Genomic DNA, 19,276 nt, shown 5'->3' with positions numbered 1-19,276 from the left:
TGAGGGAAATCGGAGTCTGTCCGCGAGGCGGCAATTGCGCTAAGATAGGGGTTCAATGACAAAAGCTGGGGGAGAGGCTATGAAACGTTTCCGGTTCGACAGACAGGCAGGCAAGGAGATCGAACGTTTTGATTCTGTCAGCGCTGTGTTTTCCCGTATCGTGCGCACAGACGAGCCAGTGTCCATCGGCTGCATTCATCTGCAGGCTGGCGGAGTAGTGGGCTACCATCCGGCTGTTTGCCCGCAGCTTTTTCTCGTGGTCAGCGGAGAAGGCTGGGTGCGGGGAGAGGATGACCAGCGCATTCCGATTCAGGCGGGACAGGCGGCTTTTTGGGAGACGGGAGAAGGGCACGAATCGGGAACCGAGTCCGGCATGACGGCGATCGTCATCGAAGGCGAGCGGCTCGATCCGCAAAGTTTCATGCCGCTCTTGGAAGCATAGCTCTTCACGCCAACTGGGCAAAAGCGAACGAGAACATCTTGGAAAGTCGGTGTGAAACAGCAAATGACGTGGAAGACACACATGCTTCTGGGCGCAATCGCGGGCTACTGGGCGTACCCCTCCTGGGAGGGCAGCGTGATTGGAGCCACGATGGCGCTGGTGCCGGATATCGATCAGGCGCGAAGCAAGCTGGGGCATCTTTTCGGCCCTTTTTCGAAAATGCTGCAAAGAGGACTGGGCCACCGGACGATCACTCATTCCTGGGTCATCCTGCTGCTGCCGGCCCTTTTTTGGGGCGATACGCCAGCGGGCTGGGCTGCTCTTTGGGGGGTGCTGTCGCATCTGGTCAGCGATATGCTGGTGGGGCGTATTCAGCTTTTTTGGCCGCTGCGGACGGGGTGGATCGGCCTGCGGCTGTCGAAGACGCTCTATCGCACGGTAGACCGGCTCGTCTTTTACGCGGCGATCGGATTCATCATCTACATGGGATATCGGTAGAAAAAAAACCCTGCCTTGTGGACAGGGTTCTTTGCTTATCGCAGGTGCGCGGCTTACGGCATCATGAATTGCTGCACCAGCTCGGCGTTTTCTTGCATGAATTTTTGCGCTGCGGTTCCTGCTTCCTGCTGAATTTCCATCATTTGCTCGTCGGTGAGGTTTGCGAGGTTGATGGCATTATCAGCCGTCATCGCCGGAATCTCCAGCGCTTTTCCGAATTCTTGCTTGGACTTCACTTTCAGGCTGAATCCTTTTGGCATGTCAGGAGTCGGATTGTCGAAGTTGATTTTCACGCTGCCATCGGAATCGCGGCCGTTGTCTGTCGTCGTTTCGGATACGGTGATGTTCCCGTTCAAAGCGACTGGCTCGGAGTATTCATCCGCTACGACGAGAGCGAAGTCGTATTTGCCTGTTACTTTTTGGCCTTCCTTCACGGATTCGAACGTGGTAGCCAGATCCAGAGCAGGCTGCTCGTTGTCTTTGACCATCACGCTCAGCTTGCCGTTTGTTTTGCCGTTTTGCTCGGTCGCTTTGTACGTGTAGGACAGCTCGCCGTTTTTCGGGTCTTCCGGATTGTGCAGGGCGTAGCGATAGAATCTGTCTGCGCCTTTTTGGTAAGCGATGCCGCTGAAGAACAGTTGCTCTTCCTTGTTGTCTTTTCCGGTAAACATCAGCTTGCGGGACAGAATTTGGTGATCGCCGTCTACGAGCACGACCATTTTGAGCTGTTCCTTGCTTTCTGTAGTGGAGTCGTTGATGTCTTTCAGCAAGTCGTCGAAGCCTTGGTCGTAGTTTTTCTTGAATTCTTCCTTGGAAATTTCCTCTACGGCGTAGCCGCTGTCAGCCATCAATGTCGAAACATTGTGGTAGCGGGTGTAGATCAGGTCAAACAGCTTTTGGTCCGCTTTTGCCTTCTCCGCGAGCTTCGTTGCGAGGGCTTTCGCTTCTTCTTCGGTAAAGGTTACGGTGATTTCACGCGCGCTTTCCTTGAAGCCTTCTTCCGTGAAGGAAGCGTCCTTGTTGATGGTCACCTGGCTGTCCTTGATCGATTCCGCGTACAGCATCGCGTAAGGCGTCAGCGTGCTTTTCACTTCATCCTGGCTGATGCGGACAGCTTCCATCAGGTCACGATAAGTGAGGAAGCGCTTCGGCAGCTCTTGGCCGAACTTTTGGTTGAGCGCATCGCGGTCTTTCAAATCCATATAGCCATACTTGGAGTAAAACTCAGGCAGACGGAAACCGAACTGGGTGTCGTTCAGGAAATATTCAATAGTAGCCAGCTTCTTGTCCTTGAGATGGACTTCGAAGTTGCCTTGCTGCTGGTTTTTTTGCTCGTCGATGTTGCTTTGCATCACAATTTTTGCACTTTTCAACAGTTCGAGTACCTTCTGGGCTTGCGGGTCCGGGAGGGCAGCATCTACTGTAATGTCAGACAGCTCCGTAGTGGAGTGTACAGGTTTTTCCAGATATGGCTTCATGTAGTCTTCGTATTCCCCATAAGCCTTGGACATGTCAGATGAGAACTTCAGCATGCTCTCAGCTTCGGATTGCAGGTAGATCGTTTTCGCGCTTTTGAACAAGTCGAATTTGGCGTAGGCTGTTCCAAGCCCGCCCAAAATTACGACAGCAGCCGCTCCGGCAATTAACAGCGGCTTTTTCAAGCTTTTGCGTGGCGGGTTCACGTTTGTTGTGGTTTCCATGAGTTCCTCCCCTTTGTGACTATCTCTCTTTGGCGTGCGAATGCAAATGGTTTTTCGCACTCGATTTTGTATTGTACCATAAGGAGGATGGATGAAAGTGATTTCCAGTAAAATATTTCAAAAAAGAGGAAGAAAGACCCAAAAATAGGGCAGGCTGTTATGCAAATTCACCCTGGGACCGTTTTGTCTGATCCTTTCTTTCGTTTTCGGTGGGAATCGACGAAAATGGATGGTACAAGCAGGTTTTTGGGGGCTATAGAGACAAGAGATGGATAGGAGGAGATCGTGTGGACTTTCGCGTGCTGCAAACGTTTCTGGTGGCGGCTACAACCGAAAATTTTCATCAGACGGCTGAGGCGTTGTTTATCGCTCAGCCCACTGTCAGCCAACATATCCGGCAATTGGAAAAGGAGCTGGGGATCAAGCTGTTTGAACGCGTCGGCAAGCGCGTTCGGCTGACGGCAGCAGGCAAGCGCTATCTGCCGCATGCAAAAGGGCTTTTGGAACAGTGGCACCACAGCATGGAGGATTTGCAGGCGTGGCGCCAAGGGTATCGGGAAAAGCTCCAGGTGGCAGTCTCGCCGATCATTGCCCGTGCCCGCTTCTCCCATTTGCTTCACCGTTTTACCAGGCAGTATCCCGATGTCGACATCTCGATCAAAATTGCCGACTCCGTCGAGATCGGCCCGCTGGTTCAGAGTGGACAAGTAGACCTGGGACTGACCCGGATGGTGCCCGGAGAGTTCCAGTTGGACACGTACATGCTGTACGAGGACCCGGTTGTATTTGCGGTACCGCACAGCGGCGGGGACATAGACGCACCGCTGCCCGATTGGGAGCAGGAGGTGCAGTCCAACCGTTTGCTGACCCACAATCACCCGGGCTACTGGGACGAGCTGCTGCTGCTTTTGCGCCAGAGAGGGCTGGCCTTGCGCACGATGGCTGTCTCGCAGGTGGACATTACCAAACGCTTCATTGAAGACGGGCTTGGCGTCTCTTTTTTGCCACGTTCGGCCGTGAGCCGGGATTTGTTCGAAAATCGCTTTATCGAGCTGCCTACGCCGGGACTTGTGTTGCCAAAGGTCGCCTCCTACCTGCTCGTGCCCAAAGCCGGGATCAGCGAGCCTGCGAAGCACTTCATGGAGATTTTGCAGGCGCTGTATCCGCCGATGTCTCCGGTCATGCAAGGAGGAAGCAAGGCATAGCTTGGGCTGCTGCAAACCCGAATGATTACGAAATGTGATTAATAGCGGGTTTTAATTCTATTTCCCTTTCATATTGATAATCGATATACTGGAGGGAAAAGAGATGAAAAAGGAGTGGCGATCATGACAAAACAACATCCTTTGGCAATTGGTCTGGATGGAATCGCCGTAGCAGAAACAGACCTGAGCCTGGTCGATGGAATTAACGGACTGCTTGTTTACCGCGGGCATTGGGCACGCGATCTCGCTATTCATCACACATTTGAAGAAGTCGCACACCTGCTCTGGTTCGGACATATGCCAAGCGAGCAGGAGCTTACAGAATTGAAGAACAAGCTCAAAGCAAACCGCGAACTGCCGGAACATGTCAAAGGAATCCTGAAGCTGATTCCGGCAGATGTCGATATGATGAGCGTGCTGCGCACGGGTGTTTCCGCTCTGGGCAGTTCCTCCCACGGCTTCCCGCCAACCATTGATGAGGTCATCGCGCTGGCAGCGAAAATGCCGACGATTGTCGCGTACCGCTTCGCCTGTCTGGAAGGCCGCGAGCCGCTCGACCCGAATCCGGAGCTGGATCACACGGCAAACTACCTGTACATGTTAAAAGGGGAAAAGCCGAATCCGGCTCATGTGCGGGCGCTGGATGCGTACCTGATTTTGACGCAGGAGCACGGCATGAATGCCTCTACCTTCGCAGGCCGCGTCGTCAGCTCTACAGAGTCTGACCTGATTTCTGCGGTTACGGCGGCCATCGGCACCTTGAAAGGTCCTTTGCACGGTGGCGCTCCGTCCGAAGTGACCGAGATGATCGAAGCGATCGGCACGAAGGAAAACGCGGAGCCGTGGATTCGCAACAAGCTGGAAAACGGCGGCCGCCTGATGGGATTCGGACACCGCGTCTACAAAACCGTCGACCCGCGGGCAACCGCTTTGCGCGTCGTCGCTTCCGAGCTGTCGGCCAACGATCCGTGGTTTGACCTCGCGACACACGTAGAAAAGGTCGGCCTGCAACTGCTGGAAGAATACAAGCCAGGCCGCAAGCTCAATACAAACGTCGAGTTCTTTGCCGCCGCAGTGATGCGCGCGGTAGGGCTGGACGACAACCTGTTCACGCCGACGTTCGCCGTCAGCCGCGTGGTTGGCTGGACCGCTCACATTTTGGAGCAAGCCGCGAAAAACCGGATCATCCGTCCTCAATCGAATTACATCGGCACCATGCCGGAATAATAGAGAAGGCGTCTTGTCTTTTGTTTTGGAGAAAAGCTATCCGTTGGCGCGGGTGGCTTTTTTTGCTGCAGAAATGAGTTGGGGCAAGGCTGTACGCCGGGTCAGATCAGGCAGGGCTTGCTTGTGCAGGTGAGGTGATAAGACGGCAGTTTTCGTAAGCGAGACACCGTGCGCTGACGGTTAATTGTGGTCGTAGCGATGGACGGAGAAAATAAGAGGAAACGGTTTAGGTGCTTTGGCTTCCGGTAAGGGAGTTGGGGCTGTCTGCTTCGTATGGGTGGAGGGAAAACGCGTTAAATGAAGGGAGACCGGGCAGTCTAACCCCCAGCGGGTATCCCAAGAAGCTCCAGCCATCTCGTCTCATTCCTTCCCCCAACAAAAGCACCGACAAAACAAACCATGCTGACCTTTTCCAACCGCCCCACCAGAAAATCCCCAAAGTGCAGCCAAGGGATTGCAGAGCACGCTAACTTTTGGCATGATAATGAAAAAAAGTAAGGAGTGGAACAAATGGCTTTGTTGTCTACCCCGTTTCAGTTCAAAGGATTGACCTTGAAAAATCGCGTAGTCATGCCGCCGATGTGCCAATACTCCGTGGAAGCGCAGGACGGTACGCCGACAGACTGGCACTTCGTTCATTACGTGTCCCGCGCGGTAGGAGGCACAGGCCTCATCATCGTAGAGATGACAGACGTAGAGCCGGACGGCCGCATTTCCAACTACGACCTCGGACTGTGGTCCGACGAGCAGATTCCCGCGTACAAGCGAATCGTCTCGGAAGTTCACAAATACGGCGCGAAAATCGGCATCCAGATCGGGCATGCGGGCCGCAAAGCGGAAGACGCGGAAGTTCCCGTGTCTGCATCCGCGATTGCGTTTCCAGGCTCCCGCTACAAAACGCCGCGAGCACTGACCACAGAAGAAGTCAAAGCGATGGTCGTCAAGTTTCAGGAAGCGGCAAGACGCGCGGTGGAAGCAGGCATGGACACGATAGAGATTCACGGCGCTCACGGCTACTTGATCCACCAGTTCCACTCCCCACTGACAAACGTGCGGGAAGATGAGTACGGACGCGACAAAGCTTTGTTTGGCGTGGAAGTCATCGCCGCCATCAAAGAAGTGATTCCAGCAGACATGCCGCTCATCATGCGCGTCTCTGCCGTGGAATACGTAGATGGCGGATACGGCCTGGACTACAGCACAGAGCTGTGCCGCAGATACAAGGAAGCAGGCGTCGACATTTTCCACCTGTCGAGTGGCGGCGAGGGCCCGATCGGCTCCGGCGGACGTCCGGGAATCCACCCTGGCTATCAGGTTCCGCTTGCCCGGGCGATCAAGCAGGCGCTCGATGTTCCGGTCATCGCGGTAGGGAACCTCGACGATCCGAAGCTGGCAGAAGCAGTGATTGGCAACGGCGACACGGATTTGGTTGCAGTAGGCCGCGGCATGCTGCGCGATCCGTACTGGGCGCTGCATGCAATCCACGCGCTGTCGGCTGAAGAAGCCCAGCCGCCCAAGCAGTATGCGCGCGCGTTCTAAATGACATTTTTCAGAAGAAAGCGGGGCAACCTTTCATGCCGCGATGTGGCGGACATGGGGGGAAGCCCTTTTTCTTGTGCAGGGATTACACAACCTGGAAAGACGTATAAGATAAATGTCAGTCAGTACTGACAGTCGTTTTTGAGGATGAGGGAAGCATGGACAGCAATCGTCTCAGCAGCAGTGAACGACTGATGATGGCAGCCATTGATCTTATCGCGGAAAAAGGCTACAACGGTGTCACGACGCAAGAAATCGCGGCCGCGGCAGGTTTGAGTGAAAAGACGCTGTTCCGCCAGTTCGGCAGCAAGCGCAATCTGCTGGAGAGCGCTTTTGACCGTTTTCATTATACGGAGGAGATGACAAAGCTGTTTGCGGAGCGGCTCGTGTGGGATTTGCGCGCAGACCTGCTTTTGGTCAGCCGGACGTACCATGAGCTGATGAACCGAAACCGGAAAATGATCTGGATCAGCATCAAAGACGAAGGACAACTGCCAGGCTTCCGCGAGCGCACGCAAAAGCATCCCCGCCAGCTTTTGACCGGGTTGACGAATTACTTCGCAGAGATGGGCAAAAGGGGCAAAATGGTTCGAACCAACCCGGAGGCACAGGCAACGGCTTTCATGATGATGAACTTCGGAGCGTTCATGAACAATCTGGATGGGCCGGACAACTTTTCGGGTGTCTCGCTGGAGGCGCTGATCGCGGAAAGCGTGGAGATTTTTGCTAGGGCGTTGACTCCCTAGTTTTTTTATCAAGCGAATGTCAGTCAGCAATCGTTTGCGCTGGCGCTCTTCGGCAGAATTTTGCAGGCGGCAGGGGCGGCGGCCATTCCGGCTACGGCGATGCTCATTCCCGTCCGTTATTTCCCGCCAGAGAGGCGTGGCTCCGTACTGGGCATGACGGCAGTCGGGCTGGCGCTCGGCGGGGCGCTTGGGCCTGTGCTGTCGGCGCTCATCGTCAGCTTTGCGCATTGGCGCTGGCTGTTCGCCGTGCCGCTTTTGATTCTCGCGCCGCTGCCGTTTTACCGCAAATATTTGGCAGAGGAAGATACGCTCTCGCGCGGGTCTTTTGATTGGCTGGGCGGCGCTCTGCTCGGCGTTTCGGTCGCGCTGTTCCTTCTCGGAGTCACGAACGGTACGTGGTGGTTCCTACTTGGCAGCCTGCTTACACTGGCGCTGTTCATCGTGCGGATTCGCCGGGCTGCCGATCCGTTTGTGCAGCCGAAAATTTTTGCCAACAAACGCTACACGGCAGGACTTGTACTCGCGGTTCTTATCAACGGAATGGGGATCTCGCTGTACTACGTCAGCCCGCTGCTGCTTTCGTCCGTGCAAGAGCTGTCGACAAACTGGATCGGCTTTGTCATGGTCCCGGCAGCCGTTGCCTCGGCGCTTCTCGGCAGAGTGGGCGGGAAGCTCGCAGACCGGAAAGGGAACGCGTACCTGTTTTTTCTGGCGTCCGGCTTGCTGCTCGTCTGCTTCGGACTGCTCTCTACTTTTACGGGCATAGCGGTCATCGGGATTGCCTGCTTTTTGATCTTTGGCAATGTGGGCCAGTCGTTCATGCAAATTACGCTGGCAAATTCGATTTCCGCAACCTTGGCGAAGGAGCAGGCGGGAGTAGGGAGGGGGATTTTTTCGATGCTGAACTTCATCTCCATGGGGATTGCTTCGGGGATTTACAGTAAAGTGATTGATCTTGGCGCAACGACCCAGTGGAATCCTGTGAACCCGTATCCGGCCGGCTTTGTTTACAGCAATATCTACCTGGTGCTTGCCGCTTTGCACGCGCTGATTTTCCTGTTCTACTATTTCCGCTTCGGCAAAACCCGTAGCTCCGGCTTGCAGGCCAACAGTTGAAGCGAATCCCCCAAAACGGCCAGTATGGTAGACTAAGGAAAAAAGGACGGCTGGAAAAGGGGAGGCGGTTTGCGGGAGCTGTCTGCCATCCGGTTTCGTGAAAAGGAACCGCTTTTTACGCAAATTTATCATTATCTAAAAGACGAAATCAGGCACGGCCATGTGCAGGACGAGGAATTTCTGCCTTCGATCCGCAGTTGCGCGCAATCGCTTGGCGTCAGCAAAAATACGGTGGAAGTCGCATACCAGTTGCTCGTCTCGGAAGGCTACGCCAGGAGCATCCCGAAAAAAGGCTACCAGGTCGTGTATCAGGCAGAGCGTCCTTCGATCACGCCAGCCGCAAGTCCGGGGGAAGCGCAAGCGGCGGACATTCGCATAGATTTTCGCTACGGCGATATCGAATTGGGGCGTTTTTCGTTTCAGCAGTGGAACAAACTTCGCAACCGCGTAATCGCTGACCACCAGCAGCGCTATATGGTCGAGGAGCAGCCACAGGGCGAGTTTGCCCTGCGCAAAGAGCTGGTGAAGCTGCTGCACGAGACGCGCAAAGTCGCGGCTGCGCCGGAGCAGATCATCGTCGGCGCGACTCCACAGCAGCTTGTGTCGGTTCTCGTTCAGTTGCTGGACAGGGAAAAGCAGGTCATCGGCGTGGAAAACCCCGGCTATGACGGGGCGCGAAACACGTTTGCAAACGGCGGCTATCAGGTGCGGGGGATATCGCTTGGAGCGGACGGCGTTTCTATGCAGGAGCTGGTCGATAGCGGGGCCGATGTCATGTACGTGAGTCCGTCGCAGCAGTTCATCCACAAGCTGGTCATGCCGCTCGAAAAACGGCATGCGTTGAGCGAATGGGTGCAGTCCCGGGCGTATATCGTGGAGGATGACTACGAGTGGGAGTTCAAGTACGAGGAAAGCTTTCTCCCCGCGATCCAGAGCCTGTCTCCGCAAAAGGTGGTCTACATCGGACGCCTGTCCAAAGCGCTGCTGCCTGTCTGCAACGTCAGCTATCTCGTCCTGCCGTATGAGCTGTTGGCGCGCTTTCACCAGCGGGTGCCGGAATACGATCAACCCGTTTCCAGGCTCGATCAGTTGACTTTGGCTGCATATTTGTCGGACGGCTATTGGCACAGGCACGTGCAGGCCATGCGCAAAAGCTACGCTGACAAGCGCAAGGCATTTCTTCAGGCCGTCTCCCGCTGGATGGGCGAGCGCGTGGAAGTGGAAGGGAAGGACACGGGACTGCACGCTTTTTTGACCGTGCAGAAAAAGGGCAGCGAAGCGGAGTGGATGGAGCGTGCTGCGCGGTGCGGCGTGAAGGTGTACGGAACAGCAAGGTACTGGGTGCATGACACGCGGCAGTATGCGACGGTATTGCTTGGGTACGGCGCTTTGAGCGAGCAGGAGATCGAGGAAGGCATTCGCCTGCTCGCTTCTGCCTGGTTCGGGTGACTGTACCCTTTTTTTCTGTCCCGCTCACCTTGTTCCATCTGTCCCTTCAAGCAGTGGCCCTTGACCCTCTATGATGGACAAGAAAGCGACAAAGCAAAGGGGACAAACACGAGATGAGATTTATATTCGATCTGGACGGGACAATCTGCTTCAAAGGCCAGCCGATCTCCAAAGCCCGTTGTCAGTGAAGCGGGAAGGGTGCTAGGATGGAAATAGAAAAGTTATCAGTATTTCGACTGATGCAACGGGAACACTAAAAAGAAACCGACACGGTGCGGGAACACTATGTCGGCAGTACAAGACGGCCCCTTTCAGGGGATCGGCTCAAGTTTATTGCACGACTGACAAAATGACCGCCTTAGCCTGTCAAAGCTTTAAGGGCGGTCATTTCGTTTGGTCAGGGCAACGACGATTGCTACGACAAGGCTCAACAGTCCGACAAGAAAACCGCCAAACTGGAGCATGAGCGAAAGCGTTTCAGGACGTACTTGCCACGCTCCCACGCTCCTTCCGTTTCCGACGCGGGAGATGAGCCGACCATCTAACTCAGCTTTGAACGGCTGAAAGAAGAAATCCGCCAGCGGCAAAGAGCGATCCAGACTGGCCCCAAGTATTATCAGACCAAATGCGCAAAATACCTATCAATTACAATATTTGTGCAAGTGTACGCCAACATAACCATCACAGCATATATCGCATAATCGAGTACAAGCTCCTTTTTATTTCTATGAAAACCTTTCCTATATATCACTTTCACAGTCCACACGACAATAACAAACCCCATGATGTAATAACCATTTTTCAAAAAGTGATAAATAGTAGTATCGCCAAGGGCATGGGGATCGGCTAGCAAAAATACGAGCATTTCTCCAAAAAAAGTATATACGACTGACAAACAGCACATGGCTACATACTTTTTCATGCATGACCACCTGCCTTTCCCTTTCCGCATGGTACTAGCCAGCCCACCCTTCATTGGAGCGGGCCGACTGACGTTCGTTACTCAGAACCAGCGATTGTCGTCATACCAGCTTGTACCTTCATGTCCCCAATATAGGCTACCCATCCTTGATTTTCCAGAAAAACCTCAATACATCACCATATTCCCCGTCTCTTTCATATGCCTTTCCGCTTTTTTCAACAGCAGGACCGTCGCCATCACCAGCACAAGCAAGACACCGACCAAAAGCGCCAATTCGGGCAGCAAGGACGCGAGCGAAGCCCCTTCCATCAGCAAACCGCGCACGAGCTGGAGAGCGTAGGTCAACGGAAAGCAAAAGGAAATCGCCTTGGCCCAGAGCGGATAAGCCATGGGCGGGAGGCGGACGCCGGAGAAAATCAGCATCGGCTCATCCAGCACGGTGTACAAAAAGCTGGAATCGCGGGAAAACAGAAACAGGACGCTCAAAAATCCACCCCAGACGATCGCCGAGCCGAGCAGGACGACAAAGGCGAGCGGCACTGCCCACCATCCGCTCAGGTGAACGCCGCCGACGAACAAAAGCGCAAGCAGCGTGAAGCAAAAGAACAGCCAGACCCCCTCGACGAGCGAAGACAGCGAGCGTCCGTATAGAAAGGCCAGACGATTGACCGGGCTGATAAAAATCATCTCCATCGTCCCCGCCTCCCGCTCAAAGCTCATTTGCCAGGCAGACTGCACCAGGCACCAGAAAAAAATATAGCCGAGATACCCGGTCAGCAAAAACAGGGGCAGTTGTTCCGGCGAGAGAAAGCGGGCAAGCGGCGAGTCAGCCCCCAGGCGAAAAGGGGCAAAAGAATAATACGCGGTCACAAACATGATGGCTGGCCAGATGAGCAGGCTGAAGTACACCATTTTGCTGTGAAAAGAATGGCGGTGCTCCTTCACCATTTCCGCCCACAGCAAGGAAGCGAGCTGTTTCATGCGCCTCTCCTTTCCGCCATGTGCAGGATGACGTCCTCCAGCGACGGCTGCTCGGTGTGCAGGCGCAGGACAGGCGATTGGTGGGCGGCCAAAAGCGAGAGCAGCGGAGTCGTCATATCGGTTTTGCCGCGCAAGGTCACTTCCCATGTCTGTTCGTCCGTCTCCGCGATTTCCCGCGTGCCGCCGTGGCGCAGGGCGAGCTTTTGCAGATCGGTGTCCAGCGTGTCGGAGAGGGCGGGGATCACGACGTGCAAAGCCGTCTCCAGGTGGAGCGAGCGAGTCAACTGCTCGGGCGTGTCGTGGGCGACGAGCTTTCCTTTGTCGATGATGTACACCTCGTCACACAGTTCCTCGACCTCGTGGATGTAGTGGCTGGTCAAAAGAATCGCTTTTCCGTGCTCTACAGCCAGTTCCTTGACATGCTTGCGAAGCTGTCTGGCGATGGGCGCGTCCAGCCCCAGCGTCGGCTCATCCAGGAACAGGTAGCGCGGGTCGTTGATGAGTCCGCGGGCGATTTGCAGCCGTTGCTTCATCCCTTTGGAGTAGCGCTCGACAGGCGTATCGGCCGCGTCCAGCAGTCCGACCTGCAAAAGCAAGGCGTCAATCCGGCTGCGCAGCGCCTGGCCGTGCAGTCCGTACAAGCTGCCGAAATACTGCAAGTTTTCCCGCCCGGTCAACCGCCAGTACAGCATCCGTTCGCCGCCCGCAATCATGTTGACCTTGGCCTTCACGAACCGATCGTCTTTTACCGCGTCATATCCGTCAACCGTAATCGTGCCGCTGGTCGGGGTGAGCAGCGTGGAGCACATTTTGATCGTCGTCGTCTTTCCCGCGCCGTTGATGCCCAACAGCCCGATGATTTTGCCGGGCACCATCCGAAACGAAACGTCGGAGACCGCCTCGACCTGTTTCCATTGCTGCCGGAGCCAGCCTTTTTTCTCCTTCACCCGATATACTTTCCGCACATTTTCCACAATCAGCATGAGAAAAAACCTCCTGTTATCCAAAGATTGATTCGACGACGCGCTTTTCCATCCGCCGCATGCCCCACACGCCGATCGCGAGGTAGACGAGCGACAGAGCCGCCATGTGGAAAAGCTGTGGGGAAACGGCGATCAGCGGCTTGCCCTGGATCACGCATTGGCGAAAAGCGTCCAGCGCAGGGGCAAGCGGCATGATCGCGCCCAGCGGCTGCAGCCATTCCGGCAAGTACGGGATGGGAAACGTGACGCCGGATACAAACGCCATGATGACAAACAGCGTGTTTTGCGTGATGTACGTATCGCGAAAGCGCAGCATCAGGCTGCCCAAGACGAGCGCCTGACAGAAAAACGCCCCGGTAGACAAAAGCCAGACAACGATAGCGCTCCCGATGTGGGCGTGGACAAGCGTAAGCCCGAACAAGGCGCCGACGATGACGATGACGGAAAATTCAAACACTGTGCGCATGAGCTGTTGGGCAACGTTGCCCAAAAAGTATCCTCTGCGTAGGGACGGGGTGAGCAATACCGCCTCCAGTGTTCCTTCCCGCAGCTCGGTAATGAGCGAGCGGCTGACATTCATCAGCGTGGAGACGGCAAAAGCGTAGAAGGCGCCGCCCAAAATGGCGTAGGACAAATAATCGTCTGTCCCCGTCAAATGCAGGAAACGGCCGTCCAACTGCCCGGCAAATACGTAATGATAGGCAAAGTAGGCGAACAGCACGGTGTACACGCCAGACAGGATGTGGCCGATGACGAACGACCACGGGTAGGCGCGCATCATCACCAGCGTATTGCGGACAAAGGTTGCTTTGGCAACTCGAAACACGTCAGTTCCTCCGTTCAGATGGTTTTGGCGGCGAGAGTGCAAGGCCAGGGGCAGGCATGTCGATGAACTCGTGAAGATCGACAGCCAGTTGTTCCAGCCGGGAAGTGATGCCGCGGTAAAACACGTACCGACCGCGCCGCTCGCTCCAGACGAAGCCCGCCTCTACCAGCAGCTTCAAATGCTTGTTGACGGCTGGCTCGCTGATGCCGTGCAAGTCTGCCAACTGCTGCGTGCAGTAAGGGTGATCGAGCAGCGACTTGAGAATGGCCGTCCGCGTCGGGTCGCTGAACACCTTCATTTTCAGCGTGAAGTCCGCGGGAATGGTTGAGGCTGTAGAGATGCCCGGAACGTCGACCGCAAAGCCGACGGAAATATGCTCCCCGCAAATGCCGAGCAGCAGGTGGGGCGAGACGAAGGTAGAGGCGCGCAGGTGGATGCCCGCCAGCTCGGAGTAGGCGAAGGTGTACGTCTGCGCTTTGTGAAACTGCAAAAAGTTCTCATGCACCTTCAGCCGAGGATGCACCTGCGCCAAAAAGCCGACCGGATCCGCGGCAATCCGCTCCTGTCCCTCGTGGACCGCGCGTACCAGCCAAGGTTCGATGCGCCGTTCCTCTGCCCGGAAAAAAGGGAGGTAGGCGTGGCAAAACTCAAGAAAACGGCGTTTTGTGGACAAGGGATGCCGCAGTAACTCCCGATGCTCCGGCTTGAGCTGCTCAAACAGATCGTCCGTGTGCCCTTGCATCCACTGTTGCAGTTGCCGGGGGTGATAGACAGGCCCCAGCATCAACTGGGCAAACTGTGCCGCATCCATTGCCTGCAACTGCTCCAGGCTGGCCTCGACGGAATGCTCGTATCGCTCCTCCCACGGCACCAGGAAGTCCATTGCATCGAGAAACTGGTTGGACATGTTGCTGAACTGGTGCAGCTTTTTCACAAGCGATGCGGGAAGCGCGGAGAGAGACTCCTGCGCCCAGCCAAGACGGCTCGTGTGGTGGTCAGGGTTGGCGAGCACGTGCAGGCTGAGAAAAAACTCGTGACCCGGCACGTACGCAATCGACAAATGCTTTTGCAGCCAGGCAGCCAGGTCTTGCATTGCGAAGCCTCCTTTCTTTTTGATTAACCGTTTGGTGAATTGAATTTACGAGTGGGCAAAAGTGAAAAAATTATGCAAGAGGAAGAAACGGTTGTCAAGCGAAAAAAAGCAACCACAGACGCCGGGAGCGCGTGGTTGCTTCATGATCGTGCCCGTTACACTTCTTTTGGTTCACTCGGACTGCTGGTCTGCTCATAGGCCACCAGCGCCTGGACAGCTTGCTGCATGTCCGCAAGTTCTTGCTGCGACAAGGGATGTTCCTGGTAACGATACTGCTCGTAAAAGTCGGTGATTTTGCCTGCCAGCTCCAGTTGTGCCGCCGTCAGCGCAGGATGCTTTTGCAGCCGCTGCAAAAACTCCTGCGTCGTTTCATGCGGGTGGATCGTGACACCTTGCTTGCCCATCGTCTGCAAAAACTGGAAGTAGGCGTAGCGGGTCGCGTCGTCTGCGGGGCCAAGCGGTTTTTTGAACCATTTGGAGACATCCCATTCCGCCGCTTCGCCTTCAGCAGCGGGGGGCAGCGGGGCCAGATCAATCGCCGGGGCTGCCGTGACTGCTTTTGGCTCCGCCTGCCAGTTGCGATTGCGCCGTTTCCACATGTACCTGCCCAACAGAAACAGCGCTACGACGACGAAAAGCGAGATCAGATAAGGCTCCAGCAAGGAAAAGAGCGGTTCGCCCTGACTGACGGGTTCCAGGGGAGGATTGCCGCCTTGCCCTTCGTTGTTCAGCACATTATGAACGCGCTGGTCTTTGTCCAATACTTGCGACAGCCCGGAAATCCACTCCGCCAGCATCTGCAAGGCAGGCTCGATCAGCATGTAAAGCCCGGTGCCAAGCGGTCCTTTCACCCACGACCAGAGCAGGCTCAACAAACCGAGCAGGGCAGAGGCAGCCGCCACATAGCCAACTGTCACAAGCAGGCGCGTCCCCAGCACCTGACCCGCGAGCATCAGGCGGAGGCGGGCAGGCAGGCGGATGGGAAGGGCTTCCTCCCGCAGCAGGTAAGCCCCGACCGCGATCAGCACGTAGCTTGCGGTCACGAGGGCGAGCATGCCGAAGTAAGGGGCAGGCGAAAACGTCTCCGAATCAACGGCAGTTCCGTACAGAGCCGCGACAACCAACTGGATCAGGCAAACCATAAAGGCCAGAACGAACCGCCGCAGCAGACTGACATGGTTGATCCCGTTTGCAGCCGCTCCCTGAATCCGCCAAAAAAAGACGCCTGCCAGGGCGAGGGCGATCAGCCACGAGCCGAACAGAACAAAGCTGAGCACCCCGACGCCAAGCACAAACGGATAGAGCAAGAGATGCAACACGGTATGGCGGCCGCCGTGGTGATACAGCCAGCTTCCCGCGATCAGGAGCAGACAGCCAGCGAGGCAAAAGAACAGCAGCGCGCCAAAGTCTGCCGTCATCCAGCCAAGCATCATCAGCGAACCGCCAACGAGCAGCGCCTCCAGCCAAAAAGTAAGCGTCCATCGGCTCACGAGGGAAAAGCTCATCGCGCCATCACGCTCCTTTTTTCCAGACGCGCCTGTTCATACCGCCTGACCGTAGCCTGTTCCCCGGATACGTCGAGCACGGCAATGTTGTGTCCGCGCCGCACCAATCGCTCCAAAGTCGTCTGGGGCAATTCCTCCGGCCGCGCCGTCACGAGGATGATCGCTTCCTTGGCCGGACTTTCCTCCAGACGGCGGAGCAGGCTGGCTAGCGGCGTCGTCACATAATGGTGCATTTGCGCGAGTTGGGTCATGACGTGCAGATGGTGCGTCTTGCCGCTGCCGGCAGGCATGTGAAAATGCTCGCGGCCGCGCTGCTTGACGGTGAGAAGCAGCTCGTAGCCAATCGACTTTTTCCGGCACAGCATGGACAGCGCAGCAAGGCTGGATATAATCCGTTCATTGACGACATCGTTATGCCGCTGCTGCAACGGTTCATAGGACGGCAAAATATGGCCGACGATCCGCCAGTTTGGATGGGCGGTGTGCTCGAACAGCCTTGTCTCGAGCGTGCCCGTCTTGGCAGTCGCTTTCCAATGAATATGCTTGAACCGATCCCCGGGCATATACGGCCGCGCTCCCCGCAAAAAAGTGACATCCTCCTGTTGCCGTTGGCGCGAGAGCCTGCCTCCGTCCGGCTGCGTCTCTTCCAGTGACAGCGGAGGCAGCGGCAGCGGCAACGGGTAGACGAGCAGGGAAAACGATAGCGACAACGGCAAGGAAGTGACTTCCCCGGCGAACAGCGGCAATGTCTCCGATTGAATCTCCGTCAGCCAGACGGTGCCGCGCTTGTGGGGAGTAAGCGTCAAGGTTCGGGCTGCGCTCTGGCGCATGGGCAAGTCGAAGCGCAGTCGCACAATCGTCCGCTGGTTGCTCGTTTTCACTTCGTCCCCGCCGTCGGCCGTGACGTGCTCAGGCAAGGAAAAGCGCAGCCATGTCGAGGGCAACGGCAGCCAGGAGCGATTGTACAGGCGCACGGTAATCGTCACAGGCGTACCAGGCATGACGCGGGTTTGATCGCTTGTCCACTCCAGCTTGATCCATTTGGGGAGCGACTCGGCCCACCACTTTTGGGCGGCAGGCATGAAAAAGAAAAACCCGCCGAGCAGCCAAAGAAACCAACTGCCGGAAAACAGCGCGAAAAGCAGAAGCACAAAGCCGATCACATGAAAAGTTTGCTTCGTATCCATCCGGCTACACGCTTTCCTCGACGGGGGCTGGCACGCTCGACATGATCTGCGCTACCACTTCCTGCTCGGTTACATGCAGCTCCGCTTCCATGGACAGGCGGATGCGATGGACGGCGAGGCTCGGGAAAACAGCCTTCACGTCGTCCGGCAATACATAGGCGCGGCCCGAGACAAAAGCGTAAGCCTGGGCTGCGCGCAAGAGGGCGAGCATGGCGCGCGGACTGATGCCGACATCGACGGAGCGGTGGCTGCGCGTCGATTCCGTCAGGTCGATGACGTAATCTTCTACCGCCTGACTGACATGGACGGCCGTCACTTCTTTTTGCAGGGCGGCGATTTGTTCCACCGAGATCACTGGCTGCACCGTCTCCAGAGGAGAGGTGCTGCGGAATCTGCGGAGTATTTCCTTGGCGTCCTCGCGCGTGCCGTAGCCGAGTGACAGGCGGAACAGGAAGCGGTCCAACTGGGCTTCGGGCAGGGGATAGGTCCCCTCCGATTCAATTGGGTTTTGGGTGGCGATCACCAGCATCGTTGAGGGCAGCGGCAGCGTGACGCCTTCGATGGTGACCTGGCGTTCTTCCATGCATTCGAGCAGACCGGATTGGGTGCGGGGCGTTGCGCGGTTGATTTCATCCGCGAGCAAAACGTCCGCGAAAACAGGTCCTTTGCGCAGTTCAAATTCGCTCGTCCGCTGGTTGAACACGTGCAGTCCGACTACATCGGAAGGCAGCAGATCAGCGGTGAACTGCAGGCGGTTGTACGTCCCGCCGATGGCCTGCGCCAACGTTTTGGCAAGCACGGTCTTGCCCATGCCAGGCAAGTCTTCCAGCAGCACGTGCCCGCGCGCCAACAGAGCGGTCACCAGCAGGCGAACCTGCTCTTCTTTTCCTACGATTACGCGATTTACGGAAGTCAAAAGGCTATCCAGAGCGGGATGAGTCATGGAAATTCTCCTTTAAGTAGATAGGATGGAGAGGCAGTTGCTGGATTTCATTATACATGGAATATCCTATATTTTACAAATTTTTGTAAAGTAATCCCGCCGACGGCAGCGACGACAATTAACGCGCCGATGGCGACGTAGAGGGGCCGAACGCCGACGCTGTCGCTGAGTGTTCCGCCCAGCCAGATGCCTGCGGGCATGGTCGTGCGGACGATCAGCAGGCGCACGGAGAAGACGCGCCCCATCATGGCGGGCGGGACGTGGAGCTGATAGAGACGGGTGCTGTGCAACTGGAAAAACGGCGCGGCGACACCCGCCAGCACTTCTATCAAAATCGCCAGTTCGATCATATGGGTAAACCCTAGAGTGACGAAGCTCGCCCCGCCTGCGACCAGAGAGCCTAGCATGATGAGCGGCTGTTCCCGTCCATTGCGCAGCCGCGGCACGAGAAACGTCCCAAACAAGTAGCCGAACGGATAGCTGGCCAAAAACAACCCGACGTGAAAGGCAGTTCCGTGCAGCTCTCCCGCCACAAACGGAAGGTTGAGCACGAGCGTGACCCCTACCGCAAACTGTACGAGAGCCGAATACAGACTCAGATAGAGAAGCAGCGGCTTTTCCCAAAAAATCGCGAGGCCGGCTTTGAACATGGAAAACCACGATTCGGCCACCCGGGCAGGGAGGGCGGGAGCGTTTTTGCACGGGAGAAGAAAAGCTCCACTGAGCGCATAGCCGACGGCGACCAATGCCAGCACCTGATCGCCACCGATGCTGGCGACGAGAATCCCGCCCAGCGGCGGACCTGCGATCATAGCGATGCGCAGCGCGCTGTCCAGATAGGCGTTTGCTTGTAGCAACTGTTCTTTTGGGACGAGAGCAGGAAGCAATGACTGGCTTGCCGGGACGTACTAGCG

18 protein-coding genes and 1 pseudogene are annotated in these 19,276 nt (G+C 56.2%); 8 read left to right on the top strand and 11 right to left on the bottom strand.

Annotated features, from left to right (window positions below; translation table 11 throughout):
• Positions 1-79: 79 nt before the first annotated feature.
• Positions 80-442, top strand: coding sequence for a cupin domain-containing protein (locus tag AC3WQH_RS19340; RefSeq protein WP_005834010.1), 363 nt, complete (start codon positions 80-82; stop codon positions 440-442).
• A gap of 51 nt (positions 443-493) precedes the next feature.
• On the top strand, positions 494-940 hold the full coding sequence (locus tag AC3WQH_RS19335) for a metal-dependent hydrolase (protein WP_237716571.1): 447 nt from the start codon (positions 494-496) through the stop codon (positions 938-940).
• Between the two features lie 53 nt (positions 941-993).
• Here the strand turns inward: AC3WQH_RS19335 and AC3WQH_RS19330 are convergent, their stop codons facing one another.
• Positions 994-2,640, bottom strand: coding sequence for a DUF6583 family protein (locus AC3WQH_RS19330; protein ID WP_005834013.1), 1,647 nt, complete (start codon positions 2,638-2,640; stop codon positions 994-996).
• Positions 2,641-2,927: 287 nt separating this feature from the next.
• On the opposite strand from AC3WQH_RS19330, the gene AC3WQH_RS19325 reads away from it, so the two are divergent.
• From AC3WQH_RS19325 to pdxR, 6 genes and pseudogenes are all read left to right on the top strand, one after another.
• Positions 2,928-3,845, top strand: a complete 918-nt coding sequence (locus AC3WQH_RS19325; protein WP_005834015.1) for a LysR family transcriptional regulator — start codon at positions 2,928-2,930, stop codon at positions 3,843-3,845.
• 123 nt (positions 3,846-3,968) lie between these two features.
• The gene (locus AC3WQH_RS19320) at positions 3,969-5,072 is read left to right on the top strand and encodes a citrate synthase/methylcitrate synthase (protein ID WP_026558284.1); all 1,104 of its coding nucleotides are present in this window, start codon (positions 3,969-3,971) and stop codon (positions 5,070-5,072) included.
• A gap of 510 nt (positions 5,073-5,582) precedes the next feature.
• Positions 5,583-6,611 (top strand): NADH:flavin oxidoreductase/NADH oxidase, encoded by a 1,029-nt coding sequence (locus AC3WQH_RS19315; protein ID WP_005834020.1) that lies wholly within the window; start codon positions 5,583-5,585, stop codon positions 6,609-6,611.
• A gap of 158 nt (positions 6,612-6,769) precedes the next feature.
• Entirely contained in the window at positions 6,770-7,357 is a 588-nt protein-coding gene (locus tag AC3WQH_RS19310) for a TetR/AcrR family transcriptional regulator (protein WP_025845752.1), read from the top strand.
• Positions 7,358-7,393: 36 nt separating this feature from the next.
• Positions 7,394-8,473, top strand: a pseudogene (locus AC3WQH_RS19305) (MFS transporter); the annotation flags it as partial.
• Positions 8,474-8,542: 69 nt separating this feature from the next.
• A complete protein-coding gene (gene pdxR, locus AC3WQH_RS19300; RefSeq protein WP_005835559.1) occupies positions 8,543-9,922 on the top strand; it encodes a MocR-like pyridoxine biosynthesis transcription factor PdxR in 1,380 nt (459 codons plus the stop codon).
• A 374-nt stretch (positions 9,923-10,296) separates the two neighbouring features.
• Here the strand turns inward: pdxR and AC3WQH_RS19295 are convergent, their stop codons facing one another.
• The 10 genes from AC3WQH_RS19295 to AC3WQH_RS19250 all read right to left on the bottom strand — a co-directional run bounded on the left by AC3WQH_RS19295 (position 10,297) and on the right by AC3WQH_RS19250 (position 19,219).
• The gene (locus AC3WQH_RS19295; protein WP_206740896.1) at positions 10,297-10,425 is read right to left on the bottom strand and encodes a putative holin-like toxin; all 129 of its coding nucleotides are present in this window, start codon (positions 10,423-10,425) and stop codon (positions 10,297-10,299) included.
• Between the two features lie 113 nt (positions 10,426-10,538).
• Positions 10,539-10,844 (bottom strand): hypothetical protein, encoded by a 306-nt coding sequence (locus AC3WQH_RS19290; protein WP_005835555.1) that lies wholly within the window; start codon positions 10,842-10,844, stop codon positions 10,539-10,541.
• 165 nt (positions 10,845-11,009) lie between these two features.
• Complete coding sequence (locus tag AC3WQH_RS19285) at positions 11,010-11,825, bottom strand: ABC transporter permease (RefSeq protein ID WP_197187075.1); 816 nt, start codon at positions 11,823-11,825, stop codon at positions 11,010-11,012.
• Complete coding sequence (locus tag AC3WQH_RS19280) at positions 11,822-12,808, bottom strand: ABC transporter ATP-binding protein (RefSeq protein ID WP_007776833.1); 987 nt, start codon at positions 12,806-12,808, stop codon at positions 11,822-11,824. The genes AC3WQH_RS19285 and AC3WQH_RS19280 overlap by 4 nt, the downstream gene beginning before the upstream one ends.
• Positions 12,809-12,824: 16 nt before the next feature.
• A complete protein-coding gene (locus AC3WQH_RS19275) occupies positions 12,825-13,634 on the bottom strand; it encodes an ABC transporter permease (RefSeq protein ID WP_007776835.1) in 810 nt (269 codons plus the stop codon).
• A gap of 1 nt (position 13,635) precedes the next feature.
• Positions 13,636-14,727, bottom strand: coding sequence for an ArsR/SmtB family transcription factor (locus AC3WQH_RS19270; RefSeq protein ID WP_005835551.1), 1,092 nt, complete (start codon positions 14,725-14,727; stop codon positions 13,636-13,638).
• 155 nt (positions 14,728-14,882) lie between these two features.
• The gene (locus AC3WQH_RS19265; RefSeq protein WP_286085933.1) at positions 14,883-16,217 is read right to left on the bottom strand and encodes a DUF4129 domain-containing protein; all 1,335 of its coding nucleotides are present in this window, start codon (positions 16,215-16,217) and stop codon (positions 14,883-14,885) included.
• Positions 16,218-16,228: 11 nt separating this feature from the next.
• Positions 16,229-17,419 (bottom strand): DUF58 domain-containing protein, encoded by a 1,191-nt coding sequence (locus tag AC3WQH_RS19260; protein WP_005835549.1) that lies wholly within the window; start codon positions 17,417-17,419, stop codon positions 16,229-16,231.
• 4 nt (positions 17,420-17,423) lie between these two features.
• Positions 17,424-18,362, bottom strand: a complete 939-nt coding sequence (locus AC3WQH_RS19255; RefSeq protein ID WP_007776845.1) for an AAA family ATPase — start codon at positions 18,360-18,362, stop codon at positions 17,424-17,426.
• A 50-nt stretch (positions 18,363-18,412) separates the two neighbouring features.
• On the bottom strand, positions 18,413-19,219 hold the full coding sequence (locus AC3WQH_RS19250; protein WP_492332208.1) for an MFS transporter: 807 nt from the start codon (positions 19,217-19,219) through the stop codon (positions 18,413-18,415).
• Between the last annotated feature and the right edge of the window lie 57 nt (positions 19,220-19,276).

The organism is Brevibacillus sp. FW301-21C12A (assembly GCF_058788915.1).
The sequence above is the reverse complement of the archived record's forward strand: the minus strand, read 5'-3'. Positions and strand labels throughout refer to the sequence as shown.